13 protein-coding genes are annotated in these 15,419 nt (G+C 68.4%); 7 read left to right on the forward strand and 6 right to left on the reverse strand.

Annotated features, from left to right (window positions below; genetic code table 11):
- Positions 1–89 precede the first annotated feature (89 nt).
- Positions 90–2,753: a right-handed parallel beta-helix repeat-containing protein gene (locus tag ACFWQC_RS07095; RefSeq protein WP_378675035.1), complete on the forward strand. Its 2,664-nt coding sequence runs from the start codon at positions 90–92 to the stop codon at positions 2,751–2,753.
- A 19-nt stretch (positions 2,754–2,772) separates the two neighbouring features.
- Here the strand turns inward: ACFWQC_RS07095 and ACFWQC_RS07100 are convergent, their stop codons facing one another.
- The 3 genes from ACFWQC_RS07100 to ACFWQC_RS07110 are packed head-to-tail and all read right to left on the reverse strand — an operon-like array spanning position 2,773 to position 5,983.
- Positions 2,773–3,522 carry a sugar phosphate isomerase/epimerase family protein gene (locus ACFWQC_RS07100; RefSeq protein WP_378675038.1) on the reverse strand — a complete coding sequence of 250 codons (750 nt, stop codon included), beginning with the start codon at positions 3,520–3,522 and terminating at the stop codon, positions 2,773–2,775.
- A gap of 2 nt (positions 3,523–3,524) precedes the next feature.
- Entirely contained in the window at positions 3,525–5,000 is a 1,476-nt protein-coding gene (locus ACFWQC_RS07105) for a hypothetical protein (RefSeq protein ID WP_378675041.1), read from the reverse strand.
- Positions 4,997–5,983 (reverse strand): hydroxyacid dehydrogenase, encoded by a 987-nt coding sequence (locus ACFWQC_RS07110; protein WP_378675044.1) that lies wholly within the window; start codon positions 5,981–5,983, stop codon positions 4,997–4,999. Before ACFWQC_RS07110 ends, ACFWQC_RS07105 begins: the two co-directional genes overlap by 4 nt.
- A gap of 215 nt (positions 5,984–6,198) precedes the next feature.
- On the opposite strand from ACFWQC_RS07110, the gene ACFWQC_RS07115 reads away from it, so the two are divergent.
- Genes ACFWQC_RS07115 through ACFWQC_RS07125 form a run of 3 tightly spaced genes read left to right on the forward strand, consistent with a single transcriptional unit; the run spans position 6,199 to position 9,344 of the window.
- A complete protein-coding gene (locus ACFWQC_RS07115) occupies positions 6,199–7,458 on the forward strand; it encodes an ABC transporter substrate-binding protein (protein WP_378675047.1) in 1,260 nt (419 codons plus the stop codon).
- Between the two features lie 39 nt (positions 7,459–7,497).
- Positions 7,498–8,475, forward strand: a complete 978-nt coding sequence (locus ACFWQC_RS07120; protein ID WP_378675050.1) for a carbohydrate ABC transporter permease — start codon at positions 7,498–7,500, stop codon at positions 8,473–8,475.
- Positions 8,472–9,344, forward strand: a complete 873-nt coding sequence (locus ACFWQC_RS07125; protein ID WP_378675053.1) for a carbohydrate ABC transporter permease — start codon at positions 8,472–8,474, stop codon at positions 9,342–9,344. Before ACFWQC_RS07120 ends, ACFWQC_RS07125 begins: the two co-directional genes overlap by 4 nt.
- A 34-nt stretch (positions 9,345–9,378) precedes the next feature.
- On the opposite strand, the gene ACFWQC_RS07130 is transcribed toward ACFWQC_RS07125, so the two are convergent.
- On the reverse strand, positions 9,379–10,143 hold the full coding sequence (locus tag ACFWQC_RS07130; RefSeq protein ID WP_355019270.1) for a FadR/GntR family transcriptional regulator: 765 nt from the start codon (positions 10,141–10,143) through the stop codon (positions 9,379–9,381).
- 233 nt (positions 10,144–10,376) lie between these two features.
- Between ACFWQC_RS07130 and ACFWQC_RS07135 the strand changes: the two genes are divergently transcribed.
- On the forward strand, positions 10,377–12,269 hold the full coding sequence (locus tag ACFWQC_RS07135; protein WP_378675057.1) for a right-handed parallel beta-helix repeat-containing protein: 1,893 nt from the start codon (positions 10,377–10,379) through the stop codon (positions 12,267–12,269).
- Positions 12,270–12,428: 159 nt separating this feature from the next.
- A complete protein-coding gene (locus ACFWQC_RS07140) occupies positions 12,429–13,193 on the forward strand; it encodes an enoyl-CoA hydratase/isomerase family protein (RefSeq protein ID WP_378675060.1) in 765 nt (254 codons plus the stop codon).
- A gap of 28 nt (positions 13,194–13,221) precedes the next feature.
- Here the strand turns inward: ACFWQC_RS07140 and ACFWQC_RS07145 are convergent, their stop codons facing one another.
- Positions 13,222–13,806 (reverse strand): hypothetical protein, encoded by a 585-nt coding sequence (locus ACFWQC_RS07145; protein ID WP_378675063.1) that lies wholly within the window; start codon positions 13,804–13,806, stop codon positions 13,222–13,224.
- Between the two features lie 64 nt (positions 13,807–13,870).
- On the opposite strand from ACFWQC_RS07145, the gene ACFWQC_RS07150 reads away from it, so the two are divergent.
- On the forward strand, positions 13,871–14,317 hold the full coding sequence (locus ACFWQC_RS07150; RefSeq protein ID WP_378675066.1) for a MarR family winged helix-turn-helix transcriptional regulator: 447 nt from the start codon (positions 13,871–13,873) through the stop codon (positions 14,315–14,317).
- A gap of 160 nt (positions 14,318–14,477) precedes the next feature.
- Here the strand turns inward: ACFWQC_RS07150 and ACFWQC_RS07155 are convergent, their stop codons facing one another.
- Positions 14,478–15,047: a hypothetical protein gene (locus tag ACFWQC_RS07155; RefSeq protein ID WP_378675069.1), complete on the reverse strand. Its 570-nt coding sequence runs from the start codon at positions 15,045–15,047 to the stop codon at positions 14,478–14,480.
- Positions 15,048–15,419: the final 372 nt, after the last annotated feature.

Consider the following 15,419-nt stretch of genomic DNA (forward strand, 5'->3'; position numbering starts at 1 on the left):
GGGCGCCCCGGAAACATTGGAAAACGCTTGCCCGCACCTCGTTTGTGATGTTAGACACATGTCATACGTCATATCTCAAGGAGACGGACATGCAGACTCGCACGACACGCCGCGCCCGCGCGGCGGCCGCCGTGGTCCTGGCAGCACTCGGTTCGACGGTCCTCGTCGCCGGTACGCAGCCGGCCACCGCGGCCGAGACGACCCTCACGGTCCACGTCGCCCCCGACGGCGACGACGCCGACCCGGGCACGAAGGGCCGGCCGCTGCGGACGGTGGAAGCGGCCCGCGACGCGCTGGCCGGACGTACCTCCGCGGAGGACCGAGGCACGGTGATCGTCCACGGGGGCGAGTACGTCCTCGACGACGCGATCGACCTGACCGGTCCTGAGCACTCCTGGGTCACCTACCGCGCCGCGGCGGGGGAGAAGGTCCGCCTCACGGGCGCGCACGCCCTGGAAGCCCAAGGCTGGCGGTCGCTCGCGGACCTGTCCGAGGAGGAGCTCGCCCAGCCGCAGTTCTCCTCGAACGCCCGACTCGACTCGCCGGCGCTGCGCGAGGGCGTGTGGGTCTACGACCTGGGCGCCGAGGGCATCGACCCCGGCACGCTCTACAAGAACGGGTTCAACTGGCTGCCGCAGCCCTTCGCTCCCGAGCTCGTCGTCGACGGCGGGACGCAGACGCTCGCGCAGTTCCCCAACCAGGAGGGCTGCACCGGGGCCGACTCCAGCTGCCACCTCTACGGCGACGGCGGCAAGTGGAAGGTCCCGGCGACCAACGACCTCATCCAGTGGACGCTGCGCGACCGGTTCGGGATGGAGCCCGACTGGGCGATCAGCGGGACGACGCCACGCGCGCAGTTCGAGGACAAGAAGCAGCAGCTCGCCAACCCCGCGGACCGCGACACCTGGCCCCAGGACGAGATGCGGAAGATGACGCCTCCCCTCTACGAGGTCGGCGGCCGACTGCTCGAGAACAACCGCTACCAGGGCTGGGCGCCTGAGGGGGTGCCGGAGATCATCGATCACGGCACCCGCGGCTTCGGCGCCTACTCCCACATCCCGGTGCAGGCCGACCCTCAGGAGCTCACCGACGTCGACAACACGACGTACGAGACCGAGGCCTGGCTCTCGGGCTACCTCGGCAACAACTACGCCAACGACATGGTGCGGCTGGTCTCCTGGAGCGGCACCACGATGTACGCCAAGTACCCCTCGATGTACTGGCCCCGCAACGACTACACCAAGGTCAAGGCGCTCAACATCCTCTCCGAGATGGACGCCGAGGGTGAGTACTACATCGACCGCCACGCGGGCAACGACGTCGTCTACTACAAGCCGGCGGGCGGGACGATGGAGGGCAAGAGCGCCACGCTGCGGGCCTTCGACGACAACATCTTCCGGCTCGAGGGCACCACGGGCGTGACGCTGAAGGGCCTGTCGATGTCGGACTCGCTGATCAGCGCGGTCCAGCTGCTCGACGCCGAGAAGACGCTGATCGACGGCGTCGACATCTCCAACGTCAGCATGGACGCGATCCGCATCGGCGAGACCACCGAGTCGATCACCGCCCTGCCCGACTACGAGACCGTACGCGGCGGCCACGACAACATCGTGCAGAACTCCTACCTCCACGACCTCGGGGGCGGCGGAGTCCTGCTCGGCGGCGGTGATCGCAGCACTCTCGAGCGCGGCGACAACGTGGCTCGCAACAACGAGATCGCCCGCTTCTCGCGGCTGGCGACCTACACGCCGGCCGGCTATCTGTATGGCGTCGGCAACAGCTTCGAGAACAACTACGTCCACGACGCGCCCCACATGGCGGTGCAGATCATGGGCAACGACATGCGCGTCAACAACAACTTCTTCTACGACCTGGTGAAGAACGCGGGCGACCAGGGCGTCGTCTACACCGGGCGTGACTACACCTATCTGGGCAACGAGGTGGCGTACAACTTCTTCGACACCATCGGAGGCTCCAACGACGCGTTCTACATGGACGACGGCGTCTCGGGGATGCGGTTCCACCACAACGTCGTGAAGAACGCGCACTCAGGCGTGTTCTTCCAGTCGGGCCACAGCAACAAGGCGACGGACAACGTGTTCATCGACGTCGACCAGACCGGCCACGACCAGCTCTACCACCGCAACGGCGAGACCGGTCTTCCCGTGCCCAACGGCTGGGTGGTGCAGAGCCGCTACAACTCGTTCCTCGACGTACGGCCGGGCGAGAAGTACTCCTCGACCGAGGAGAACGTGGCCCGCTGGCACCGTCACTACACCAACGGCAAGGCGCGCTACTCCGACGGAGCGCCGATCGTCTTCCCGGAGATCACGGACTGGTACGTCCCGCGCGTCACCGCCACGGGTGCTGACTGCCAGAAGGCCGACTACGCGGCCGATGCGACCAACGGGTGCGACCGGGGGAGCGTGTGGGAGAACCCGAACTCCCTCTACGTGCCTGCCCGGAACGCGATCGACCGCTCGGTCATCATCGGCGGCGGCGAGTATCGCGCCGGGGAGAACTCGTTCGCCGACCCGGCCGCGACCTATCGCCTCGCCACGTGGAGCGACAAGATCAACACCAACCTCAGCAAGCCCGCAACGCTCGAGGCCGCCGGGCTCGACCTCGACACGCTGAGCTTCAGCTACACCGGCGAGGTCGCGAAGACCTTCGGCCGGAAGTGGGTGGCGAACTGGAACCGGCTGGTCACCAGGGACGGCATCGGGCTCCCGGGCGGCCCGGCCGCCGGCTGAGCCTTCCCGGAGACGGCAGTCAGGTCGCCTGCGCGATCCACTCGCGCAGGCGACCTGCCTCGCTCGGCAGCAGCGACATGTCGTCGTCGGGCAGGAACTCCAGCAGTACGTCGGTCGGCCGTCCGGTGCCCGCGAGCATCTCCAGGGCCGCCGGCCAGAGGTCGGCGCGGGCCGCCAACGGCAGCCGCTCGTGACGTGGCCACCAGGAGAACGCGTGCACCGCACGCACGTGCGGGAGCAGCCGGGCAAGCCCGGCGAGGGCCACTTCCGCAGGCTCGCCCACCCGGGGCTGCCAGTAGGTGCCGACGTTCGGCCGGTCCACCTCGGCGAGGAGATGGAGCGTGGACTCGGCCGTGTCCGCCAGGGTCAGGTCGTGGTGCTCGAAGGCGAGCTCGAGGCCGTGGCCGGCCGCCTCGTCTGCCAGCCGCTGTACGCGGCGTACGACCTCGGCGCGGTCGGTCCGGGAGGCCTCGACCGAGCCGGTGGTGCCGGCCCAGATGCGGAGGCGTGCGCACCCCAGCGCCAGGGCCGCGCCGATCAGCGCGACCCCGTCGTCATCCGGCGTCGCCCGCCAATAGGTGCCGTAGGAAGCGACGGCCAGTCCTGCCGCAGCGGTCGCAGCGGCCAGACCGCGCAGGTCGCCGGTGGGTGGGGCGTGCACGTCCGCGCCCCACTCGATGCAGGCCAGACCGGCCTTCGCGGCGGCTTCCAGCACCCCGTCCGTCGGGAGACGACGCGCCGTGACCGAGCACAACCCGGGACGCAGCATGCTCAGAGCCCGCCGTGGTAGGTCGTGCCCAGCGTCGAGACGTCCGTGGGGCGCTCCGAGGTGTCCACGCGACGCATGCCGTCGTTGGTCTCCAAGAAGAGCGGCGCCTCGGGATAGCGCAGCTCGTCGTCGAGCGGCACCTTGTCGGTCCATGCGAAGAAGTCGCGCCCGAACACCGCCCGGTCCTTGCGGCCGTAGAGGTGGAGGTCGCCGGCGGTCAAAGGACTGCGGATGCACCAGTGCACGCCATGCTCGGCCCACACGGCCCGGTTGGTCATCAGCACCGACTGGCGCTCGTCGGGCGTGAGCACCGTCGTCCAGAAGTCCTGGCCCGGGTCCTCGACGTCGTCGGCGAGGAAGACCAGGTCGTGGGCGTGCCACGCGGTGCTCGGGGCGACGTCGGCCTCGGTGCCCCAGTGGGTCGCCGAGGCGAAGTAGCCGGCCGGGACCTGATAGTGCGCGTACGTCGCCCGGCAACGCGCCATGAACTCCTCGAGCTCGGCGTCGGGGCGCACCCGGCACACCTCGCGGATGCCGTGCAGCGACAATCCCATGCCCGCGATCAGCATGGGGGTGTCGCTCTTCAGGGTCGTGCTGGGTGCGACGTACCAGTAGCGGTGGAAGCGGGTCTGGCCGTCCGCGTCGGTCCACGCCGAGCGGGCCACGTGGCGGCACAGCCGCACCGCCTCGTCGAGGTAGCGCTGCTCACCCAGGCGCAGATGGCCGAGCAGCAGCGGCATGATCATCAGGCCGTAGTACTCCGCGGGCTCGAGGATCCCGCCGGTGACCCGATCCTCGGCCTGCCGCCAGGTGCCCGAGGAATCGGCGTCCGGGACTCCGGGCTCGTGGTGGCGGGCGATGAGGACGTCGAGGTCCTCGCCGATCTCGGCCAGCCCACTGTCGTCACCGGTCACCTCGGAGAGCAGCAGCTTGACCCAGACCCGGGCGTACTCCTGGTTGCAGGTGCCGTCCTCGGCCGGGCGGCCGCCGCCGAAGGAGTGGAGCGCGACCAGGTTGCGGCGGACGACGTCGACGATGCGGTCGACCTCGGCGTCGTCGAGCAGGTGCCGGGCGTGCTTGAGCCCGAGGAGCAGACCGATGCTGCCGGTGGCGTTGTGGATCAGGCCGGTCGTGGCCGACTCCCCGACCTGGAAGCCGACGTGCTTGTACTGGTCGTCGTCCTGCAGGGCGCTGCTCTGGAAGCGCATCATCCGGCGCCAGACCTCGGCGGCCCGGTCGTCGGGCTGCGCGGCGAGGAGCTGTGCGACGGCGCCGAGCGCCGGAGCGGAGAAGGCGGCGTGGCCGCTGGTCCAGTCGAGGAAGGTCGCCGGGTTCGTGCCCCACACGCTGTGGTTGTGGAAGCCGTTGATCGCCCCTTCGTCGGTGACCCAGGTCAGGAACCAGCGGGTGAGGTGGGCGAGGTCGGGTGCAGCGGTGGGGGTCGTCACTTCGGTCTCCGGTTTCAGGGTGGTGGTCATGCGCTGGTGGCCAGGCTGGCGGGGTCGACCGGGTGCAGGGGCGGCCGGCCCTCGATCAGGGCACGCACCTCGTCGACGGCACCGCGGCCCAGGCGGTGCAGCTCACCGCCCTGCGAGCCGGCGATGTGCGGGGTCAGGGTGGCGTTGGGCAGGCTCCACATCGGATCCTCGGCGGGGAGTGGCTCGGGCTCGGTCACGTCCAGGACCGCACGCAGCCGGCCCGTGACCAGCTCGGCGCGGAGCGCGTCGTGGTCGAGGATCCCTCCCCGGGCGGTGTTGATCAGGGTCGCGCCGTCGCCCAACAGCCCGAGCAGGCGGGCGTCGACCAGGTGTCGGGTCTGCGGCAGCAGCGGTGCGTGGAGGGAGACGACCCGCGAGCGTGCGAAGAGCTGGTCGAGGTCGACGAGCTCGGCGCCCAGCTCGGTGGCGCGCGCCGCGTCGATCGTGGGGTCGCTGACCAGGACGGTGAGGTCGAACGGGGCGAGCAGCTCGATCAGTGCCCGGCCGGTGGCCGAGGCGCCCAGCACGCCGACAGTCGTGCCGTACGCACCGTCGATGGTGTCGTCCATGGTGAGGTCGGGGGCCACCCGCTCGGCCCGGAACCGTTCGGTCAGCGGCAGGACCGACTTCGTCGCCCACAGCACCGCGGCCAGGGCGTACTCGGCGACCGGGCGGGCGTTGGGCTCCACGCCGCAGGTGACCCGGAGGTCACGCTCCCAGGCTGCCGAGGTGAGGAAGTACTTCACCGAGCTGGCGGCATGGACGACGGCGCGCAGCCGTGGCATCCGGGCGAGCGCCGAGGCGTCGATGGTCGGCGTGCCCCAGGCGGTGATGAGCACCTCCACCTCGGCGGCACGTGGGTCGTCGTAGGACGTCAGCACCCCGTCGGCATCGATGTCGACGAGCTCGCCCAGCTCGGCCAGGAGGGGTGCATCGAAGAACCGATGCTGAAGATGGGGAGTCATCGCAAAAGCGGCGCGCACGAGGCGGATCCTCTCGGTCGTCGAGGCTGTCGGGGCCGTTTCGGAAACGGCGGGATCTGGGCTTGCCCATTTAAACATAAGATGTGTTATCTTCGTCACGTTGGCGCCCGGGATAGCGCTTTCCTCGCTCCGGTGGTCGGCAGTCCGAATCGCCAGAGTCCACGAGAACAACCTCCGTCGGATGAAGATCGACGGACGACGAAACGGAGATTCCTGTGGAGACACGACGCTTGTGGAGGGCGGGTGCTGTCGCAGCGGTTCTGCTTCCCCTGATCGCGACCGCTGCCTGTGGAGGCAACGGCGCCGCCAGCGACGACAGCAAGGAGGTGCGGGTGCTGGTCAACCTGACCGACAACCTCACCAAGGACTTCTGGAACGATCTGGTGAAGCCCTTCGAGGACGAGACCGGCATCGACGTCAAGATCGAGGGCCCGACCGGCACCAACGTGAGCGAGACCTTCAGCTCTCAGCTCGCGGCGGGCACCGCCCCCGACGTGGTGCAGTCCATCTTCCCGGACGACCAGATCGCCCCGGAGGTGCTCGACCTCTCCGACGAGAGCTGGGTCGAGGACACGCCGATGGCCGACACGTACGCCATCGACGGCAAGCGACTGGTCGCCGGTGTCGGCTCCCAGGCGCAGTCGCTCGTCTACTACAACAAGACGGCCTTCGAGAAGGCGGGCATCAAGGCCACGCCGCAGACCTGGGACGAGTTCAACGCTGCTCTCGGTCAGCTCGCCGACGCCGGCTACACCCCGCTGCAGACCGCGGGCCAGTGGCAGACCGGCCTCCAGCTCCAGCAGATGTGGCACCCCACCCTCAACACCGAGCAGCCCGAGTGGCAGTCGGCCGTCGCCGACGAGAAGCTGACCCTCGGTGACGCTTTCGAGCCGATGTTCGAGCACTACGCCACCTGGCTGGGTGACGGCTACATCAAGAAGACCGATGTCGGCCTCGACCCGACCACCGCCGACGCCAACTTCATGGAGGGCAAGGTCGGGATGTACCCGCTCGGGAGCTGGCTCGTCGCGAGCCTGGACAACGCGGGCGAGCTCCCCTTCGAGGTGGGCGTCTTCTCCCCGCCGGTGGACGAGGGCATGGCCTACCCCGGCCCGCAGGGCGCCACCATGGCCAGCCCCTACATGGTCTACGCCGGTAGCGAGCACTCCGACGAGGCCCTTCAGCTCGTCGAGTACCTCGTGACCGACCAGGCCGCGATCGAGAGCCAGCTGACCGCCGACGGCGTGTTCCGTGCCGGAGCGGCCGTCGAGCAGTCCCCGGTCGCGACCGAGATCCAGGCGATCATCGACGAGGCGCCCGAGCTGGTGGCTGTGGGCGAAGGTGCGGGCGACATCCGCCTGCCCGTCGTCGGCCTCAACGACAAGTTCACCGAGATCGTGCAGAGCCTCTACACCGGAACCAGCCCCGAGGACGCCGCGAAGGCGCTCGACGACTGGGCCGAGCAGAATGGCTGACCCCTCGGGGCCACGACGAGGAGAACGATGATGGCTCTCATGAGCGCCAGCAAGACCGACAGTCCTCCCGCGGCAGCTGACCTGCCGCGGGAGGGAGGGGCACCGCGTCGCCGGGTGATCGGCAGGTCACCGGGTTCCCGCCCGCGCACCTCTCGGTGGGTGGAGGCCTCGATGGTGCTGCCCGCGTTGGTGGTCTTCGTCGGCCTCCTCGTCGTGCCCGTCGGGTACGCCGTCTACTACAGCTTCACCGACTACAACGGCTTCCCGACCCAGACTCCCGAGATCGTCGGCTTCGACAACTACGTGAGGCTCTTCGAGTCCGCTGACGTCCGAGGCTCCATGGTCGTGACCGCGATCGTCGCGGTCGCGGGGTCGATGGTGATCAACGCCGCGGCACTGGGCCTGGCCCTCCTGCTGTGGCGGACCACCCGCTTCACCGCGTTCGCCCGGGTGGTCATGTTCTACCCGCACGTGCTCAGCCTGATCGTGGTCGGCTTCCTCTGGTCGGCGATCCTGGGCCCGCAGGGCGCCGTCAACTCGCTGCTGGAGAACCTGGGCAGCAGCCCGCTCCCGTTCCTCAGCGACGAGACCTGGGCGCTCGCCACGCTGATCCTCGTCATCGCCTGGGCGCAGTTCGGCGTCCAGTTGCTCATCTACCTCGCTGGGCTCCAGGCCGTGCCCGCCGAGCTCATGGAGGCCTCCCGCATGGACGGTGCCAACCGCTGGCAGACCTTCCGCCACGTCACCTGGCCGGCCCTTGCGCCCTCGGTGACGGTGGCCCTGATCACTTCGATGATCTCGCTGATCAAGACCTACGACGTCGTCGTCTCCCTGACCGGCGGCGGGCCGGCGGGTTCCACGAAGACCTTCGCCTATCAGATCCTCGCCGTGGAGTTCCCCAAGCGGCAGGTCGGGCTGGCCTCGGCCGAGGCCGTGGTCCTCATCCTGGTGGCTGCGATCCTCGCGTTCGGCGTGCTCGCGCTCCGACGCCGTCAGGATCAGGGGGTCCAGGAATGAGCGCCCCGCGAGCACTGACGGGTCGCCGGAGCCTGACCGGCGAGCGTCGTACGCCGGCCTGGTACGCCGCGGTCACCGCGCTGTGCCTGTTCATGCTGGTCCCGATGTACCTCCTGGTCGTCAACGCGTTCAAGGACCAGCGCGACATCGTCAGCAGGCCCTTCTCGCTCTCGCCCGGCCAGTTCACGCTCGAGCATCTCGTCGCGGCCTGGAACAACCCGGACTTCGACATCGCGTTCGGGTACGCCGTGACGATCGGGTTGGTCATCTGCGTCAACATCGTCTCCATCGGTGTGTGCGCGCCCGCGGCGTACGTCATCGCGCGTTCGCCACGCCCGGTGTTCGGCGCGGCGCTGCTGTTCTTCATCTCGGGCATGTTCATCCCGACCCAGGTGATCCTCGTGCCGGTGATCTTCGTGCTCCGGGCGCTCGGGCTGATGTCGACGTTCCCCGGGCTGGTGCTCTTCATGGCCTCGGCGACGGTGCCGTTCACGATCTTCGTCTTCACCGGGTTCATCCGGATGCTGCCCGCCTCGCTCGACGAGGCGGCGGCGATCGACGGCGCCGGTCCGTACCGGACGTTGTGGACGATCATCCTGCCGCTCATGAAGCCGATCGTGGCGACCGTGTTCATCCTGAACACCTTGAGCGTGTGGAACGACTTCGCCAGCCCGCAGCTCATCCTGGGTCCCGGCTCGGGCCTCTACACGGTCACCACCGGTGTCTACGCCTCGGTGGGGGAGTACTCCGCCGACTACACGCAGGTGTTTCCCACTCTGCTGCTGGCCGTGCTGCCCATCCTGGTGATCTTCGTGCTCACGCAGCGCTGGGTGATGAGCGGTCTGGCCGCTGGAGCCGTCAAGGGGTGAGGCGTGGGCGGCCGGTGGCCGCCCACGCACGGGCTCAGTCCTCGCGGTTGCCGGCGTCGGGCAGGGGCAGCCTGCGGCGGCGCCACGCCTCGAGGATGTGGTTGTTCATCGCGTCCTGCGCCCGCACCGAGTCGCCCTCGGAGATCGCGGCGTGCACGGCCTCGTGCTCACGCAGGGTCACCGCGAACGCGTCAGGTGTGTCGACGCCGTGGTAGCGGGAGCTCTCCAGTGCGTGGTCCATCAGCGTACGAGCGATGTTGCCGGCGAGCCGGTTGCGGGAGAGCTCCATGACGGTCTCGTGGAAGGCCACGTCGGCGGCGCGGAAGACATCCTCGTCGGCGGTGCTCTCCCGCATCCGCTGCATCGCCCGGTCGAGCTCGGCGACCTGCTCGTCCGATCGCCGCTGGGCGGCCTCTGCCGCCATCACCGACTCGAGCTGGGCGCGGACGACACTGAGCTCGTCGAGGATGCCCAGCGTCTCGTCATGCTTGATCAAGGCGGAGAGGACCACTCGGTCCATCGTGTTCCACGCCGTCATCGGGCGCACCTCGGTGCCACGCCCGCGCGCGATCGTGACGAGGCCCTTCTCCTCGATGCGCTTCACGGACTCGCGTACGACCGTGCGGCTCACGCCGAACTGCTCGCTGAGCGGTCCTTCGGGCGGCAGCGCGTCGCCCGGAGCCAGGCGCCCGGAGACGATCGCGTCGACGAGCTCGTCGACGACGACCACGCCGAGCATCGGCTGCCGGTCACGCGGCTGGGAGAGGACCGTGGTGGTCCGGGAAAGCGGTTGCGGCATAACCGGAAGTGTAGGACATCGTACGTCGCCGCGACGCTGATCTGACCGTGCGGCGTGGACCCGTACGAGGCATCTCATCATCCAGTCAACCCTTGACACGTCATATGTATGACATCACCCTAGTTGCGTGGCGTATGTCACACGGAGCTCGTCTCGGAGGCCGCACGGCCACCCTTGGGTGGTCCTTCTGCCTCTCGCCGGGCGCTCCGCCCCCATAGAGAAGGGAACGGACCATGCAGCAACCAATGACGCGCCGCCTGGGCGCGCTGGCCGCGGCGGCCGTCGTAGCGGTCACCGGTTTCGCGGTCACCACGCAGACCGCCGACGCGGCGGGAGGAAAGTGCAAGGCCCTCTGGGTCTCGACCGACGGCAGCGACAAGGCCGCCGGGTCGGAGAGAGCGCCGTTCGCGACCCTGGAGCGTGCCCGCGACCAGATCCGCGACAAGAAGCTCAATGCCCAGATGGGTTGCGACGTCACGGTCAACGTCCGGGCCGGCGAGTACCAGGTGGACTCCACGCTCGAGCTCGATGACCGCGACAGTGGCAGCAACGGCCACGACGTGGTCTACCGGTCGGTGGACGGACCGGGCAAGGCGGTCGTGACCGGCGCGAAGGAGCTGACCGGGTGGGAGCCGTTCCGCGACGGGATCTACAAGACCAAGGTCGAGCCGGGGCAGCGGTTCTACACGCTGTTCGAGGACGGTGCGCGAGCCGAGGTCGCCCGCTATCCCAACCGTGGGTCGGAGGACTCGCACGGGCCGTACCTCTTCTCCAAGCTCGGCGAGCCCGAGAAGGAGGCTGTGCGGCAGTGGCTGTACTGGGAAGAGGGTGACTGGGACCCGGCGTGGGACGACACCCCGACCAGCAACCCCTTGGCCAACGCTCAGGTGACTGTCTGGTCCGGTGGCTCCTGGAGCTGGTTCACCGACACCGTGCCGCTCGGTGGGGCCGACTACCGCAAGGGCTTCACCACCCTGAAGTACTGGACCCGCTACGCGCTGGTCAACAGCGGTGGCGGCTCGCGCTACTTCATCCAGAACGCTCTCCCGTTCCTCGACCAGGCGGGTGAGTACTACTTCGACTACGCCAACAACGAGGTCTACTACAAGCCGAAGGGCGACATCAGCAAGGTGCGGATCATGGCGCCGACGGTGAAGAAGCTGATCGATGTGAAGGGTGCGACGCCGGAGCGGCGCGCACACGACATCACCTTCGACGGGATCGGGCTGCAGCACAGCGACTTCGTCGACTGGTACCGCGCGGGATGGATCTCGGCGGGCGACTCGGGTGAGCCCCACAAGTACCCCGAGTACGACCGGCAGATCGAGATGCCACGCAACCGGTTCGGTGCGATCACGCTGGAGAACACCAAGGACATCACGCTGACCAACCTGCATGTCTCCGACACCGGGTTCATGGGTGTCTACGCCCTGTTCGCCAACGAGGGGCTGAAGGTCACCAACAGCCTGTTCGAGAACATCGGCGCGGACGCGATCAAGATCGAGGGCGGTTGGCCCGGCGAGGGCGACCTGAGCCACGGACACACGATCTCCAACGTGTTCATCGACCACATCGGCGAGCTGGTGCCCGGCGACGCATCCGGGATCGAGCTGATGGACACCGGCAACAACCTGGTCGAGAACGTCTTCGTCAACCACTCCGCGCGGTACGGCATCAGCCTGGAGTCGCGTCCGGAGGTCATCGACGGCGAGCAGTACACCGACAACAACACCTTCCGCTACATCGAGATCCAGAACGCCGGCCTGGACTCGGGTGACATGGGCGCGTTCTACACGTACGGCGTGGCCAACCAGGATCCGCACCCCGTCAAGAACAAGGTGGAGCAGATGGTGATCGGTGACGTACTGACCGACCCGGTCGGGGAGATGCCCGACTCCGGCACGCGGGGCATCCACATGGACGCCGGTGGCTGCGGGTTCTCCTTCGCCAACATCGAGGTCGGTGAGACCACCGACCAGTCCTACCAGTCCTACCAGTGCAACGAGGTCACCAACGGCAACTGGAACGACGGGTTCGACGCCTCGAAGATGGAGTACGACAAGATCGGCATCACCTCGGAGTTCCCCTACGACGTGACTGCCCAGATCGAGGCGGCCCGCTCCTAGGGACCCGCTGGCCCGGCTTCGTGCTGGGAGCATCACCACTGCAGGCCCGGCGCATCGCGCCGGGCCTGCAGTGCCTCCGGATCGCGATCACGAGTCCTCTAGGTTTGTGACGCGTCGTGCGACGTACTCCTGCCCGAAGGGAACGGCGAAGCCATGGACATGAACGAACCAGGCGTGCATCTGAGCATCGACGGTGTGGTGGCGAGGGTGCTGCTGGACCGTCCCGACGTACGCAACGCCCAGCATCCGGGGATGTGGGCGGCGATCGCGGGGTTCCTCGAGTCGCTCCCGGACGAGGTGCGGGTCGTGGTGGTGCGCGGGGCGGGCGGCACGTTCTCCGCGGGGCTGGATCTGTCGCTGGTCGACCCGGGGCAGACCGAGGTGGCGGGGAGCCTGGTCGCGACGCTGGCGCGGAGCGATCAGGAGGTCATCGACCTGATCGGGGAGTATCAGCGGCCGTTCGTGGCGCTGGCCGACCCGAGGTTCATCTCGGTCGCCGTCATCGACGGGTACGCGATCGGGGCCGGTTTCCAGATGGCGCTGGCGTGCGACCTGCGGATCATGGCCGAGGACGCCTGGGTCTGCATGAAGGAGCCTGCGCTGGGGCTGGTTCCCGACCTGGCCGGCACCAAACCTCTGGTCGACGCCGTGGGCTATGCGCGAGCGCTCGAGATCTGCGCGACTGCACGCAAGGTGGGTGCTGACGAGGCCGGGCGGATCGGTCTCGCGCAGAGCGTGGTGCCGGCGGGCGAGCTGGATTCCACCCTCGTCGACATGATCGGGTCGCTCATCGCGCACGATGCGACCGCGGTGCGGCGTACGCACGAGCTCTTGGCGGCCGCCTCGAGCCGGAGCCTCGACGAGCAGCGTCTCGCCGAGCGCACCGCCCAGGTTGGCCGGCTCCGCGCCGTGCTCGGACGCTGAGCCTGCGCCGAGCGCTGGCGGGAGCCGGCTACGCCACCGGCTGTCCGTGGTCGACGAAGTCGATGCCGAGGGCCAGCTGGCGCAACCGGGTGCCGAACCAGGCGGCTGCCAGGCAGATGACGAGGTACATCGAGACCGCCTGGGTCGCGTAGTTGGGGTAGTGGAGCACCCAGGTCACCTGGTCCTCGGGTGAGGCCGGGTCGGCCCAGATGTAGGGCATCATCCAGGCGATGAAGCCGCCGGTCAGCTGGGACGCGACGAAGATCAGCAGCGCCTCGCCGGCGCGACCCCACCACTGGCGAGGCAGCTCGCGACGGAGCGCGGGACCGACCTTGCGTACGAGCCCCGGCCGCCATCCGGCGCCGGGCGCGACCCGGGCCGAGACTCGCGGTGCTACCGCGATCAGCAGGAACGACAGCACCAGGAACGCGGTGATGCCGAACGAGGTGATCCCCGGAACCAGGGCGACCCGGCTCCGCATGAGGCCGGGGGTCAGCAGCAGTGCGGCGAGCGGAGCTCCCACGAGCAGTGTCGCGACGTAGCACCGGAGCAGGGCCCCGGTGAAGGTGACGGAATCAGTGGTCGTCCGGGGTGGCGAGAGCTCGATCTCCATGGGTGGAGACTAACCTCTTATTTCACTAAGGTGAAACAAATTTCGGGAAGACGGGAGGGGCCGCATGTCCGAGGAAGGCAACCGGCTCGGCTCCGAGCTGAGCCTTCATGTGGTGATGTTCCACGAGGCCATCGCCCGCCGGCTGGGCGTCAGCAACAGCGAGCACAAGATGCTCGACCTCGTCGCCCGCCATCCCGACGGCATCACCCCCGGCGAGCTCTCGGCCGCGACCGGCCTGAGCAATGCGGCCGTCACCAAGATCGTCGACAAGCTGGTCGCCGCCGACTACGTACGCCGCGAGCGCAGCTCGCGTGATCGCCGGTCCTTCCGGATCCACACCACGCCCCACTTCCAGCAGACCTCGCGCCCGACGGCGGCCGGGCTCGCTCGACGGATCGAGGAGATGAACCGAGGCTTCGATCAGGACGAGCTCGCCGCGATCGGGCGTTGGGTCACGGGGGTGATCGAGGCGCTGCGGGCCGAGACCGAGCGACTGGAGTCCAGCGACTGAGAGCGACAGTCGGCCTCGAAGACCGGGCTGCCGTCGGATGGGGATGACGATGGCGCTGGCGGGAGTCAGGTCGACCCGATAGGTGCCGCCTGCGATCACCGGGGCGAGCACGGCCTCCGCTTCGGCGCGGCTCCCGAAACGCTGCGTTGTTGGAGGCGTTCTAGGACCATCGCGGCCAGTCCTCTGGAGTGTCGACCGACGGCTGATCGACCACCCATTGGCGGAAACGGTCGATCTCGGCTTGGTAGGCAAGCGGTGGGTAGCTGCTCCAGTCCTTGACTCCCGGCCAGAGCAGCTCGACCTCGATGTCGTTGTCGCGCGCCGTGATCGAGTAGAGCTCCCGGTTGTCCCGTCGGGAACCGACCACCATCCCGTTGAGAACGTGGTCGCAGGTGAAGGTCTCGAACCCATCGCGGCCGGAAGCGGCTGCGCCGGGTGTCAGGTATGTCGACATGAGGAACTTCAGCCAGGGCACCATGTGGTTGGCCTTGTCCCCGCCGTCGTAGCTCAGACAGCAGCCCTGTGGGCAGGCCGACCAGTTGGACCATCCGCGAGGCGCCGTCCTCCGGAGTGCCAGCGCAGCGGTGTTGTCGTTGTCGAGTGCTCGCAACCCGGTCTCGCGGCGGTCGACGAAGACCGAGCCGGAGATCCGGTTGATGAGCTCGCGTTCGTCCTCGTTGAGCTCAGGCAGTATCTGCAGGTATCCGACGAAGTCTGTTTGGTATCCCATGGGCGCCACGATTCCCGGCTCGCAAGAGTCGGGCAAGGAGAGACCTCGAGGCTGTGGACAACTCGGATCGAGGCCGGGTTGTGGATGGAAAGTGGCCCGCGGGCATGGTCGGATTCAGGGTCGGCGGGTGAACCGGATGGTGCCGTCGGGTAGTCGCTCGTGCAGGTACGCCGGGGCGTGGGCCAGGCGGTGGTGGTGGGGACAGAGCAGGGCCCCGTCCTTGAGGTTGGTCTTTCCGCCGGCGGCCCAGGGGTCGAGGTGGTGGGCGTCGCACCACGTGGCTGTTGCGATTTGAAAATCGCCGGGTGGGTTCCGTGACGGTTGGCCTGTGCCGCGAAATACTTCGGTATGGCTCGTAGGTATCGCCCGGTG

The sequence above is a fragment of the Nocardioides sp. NPDC058538 genome, from assembly GCF_042719275.1.
Classification (GTDB): domain Bacteria; phylum Actinomycetota; class Actinomycetes; order Propionibacteriales; family Nocardioidaceae; genus Nocardioides.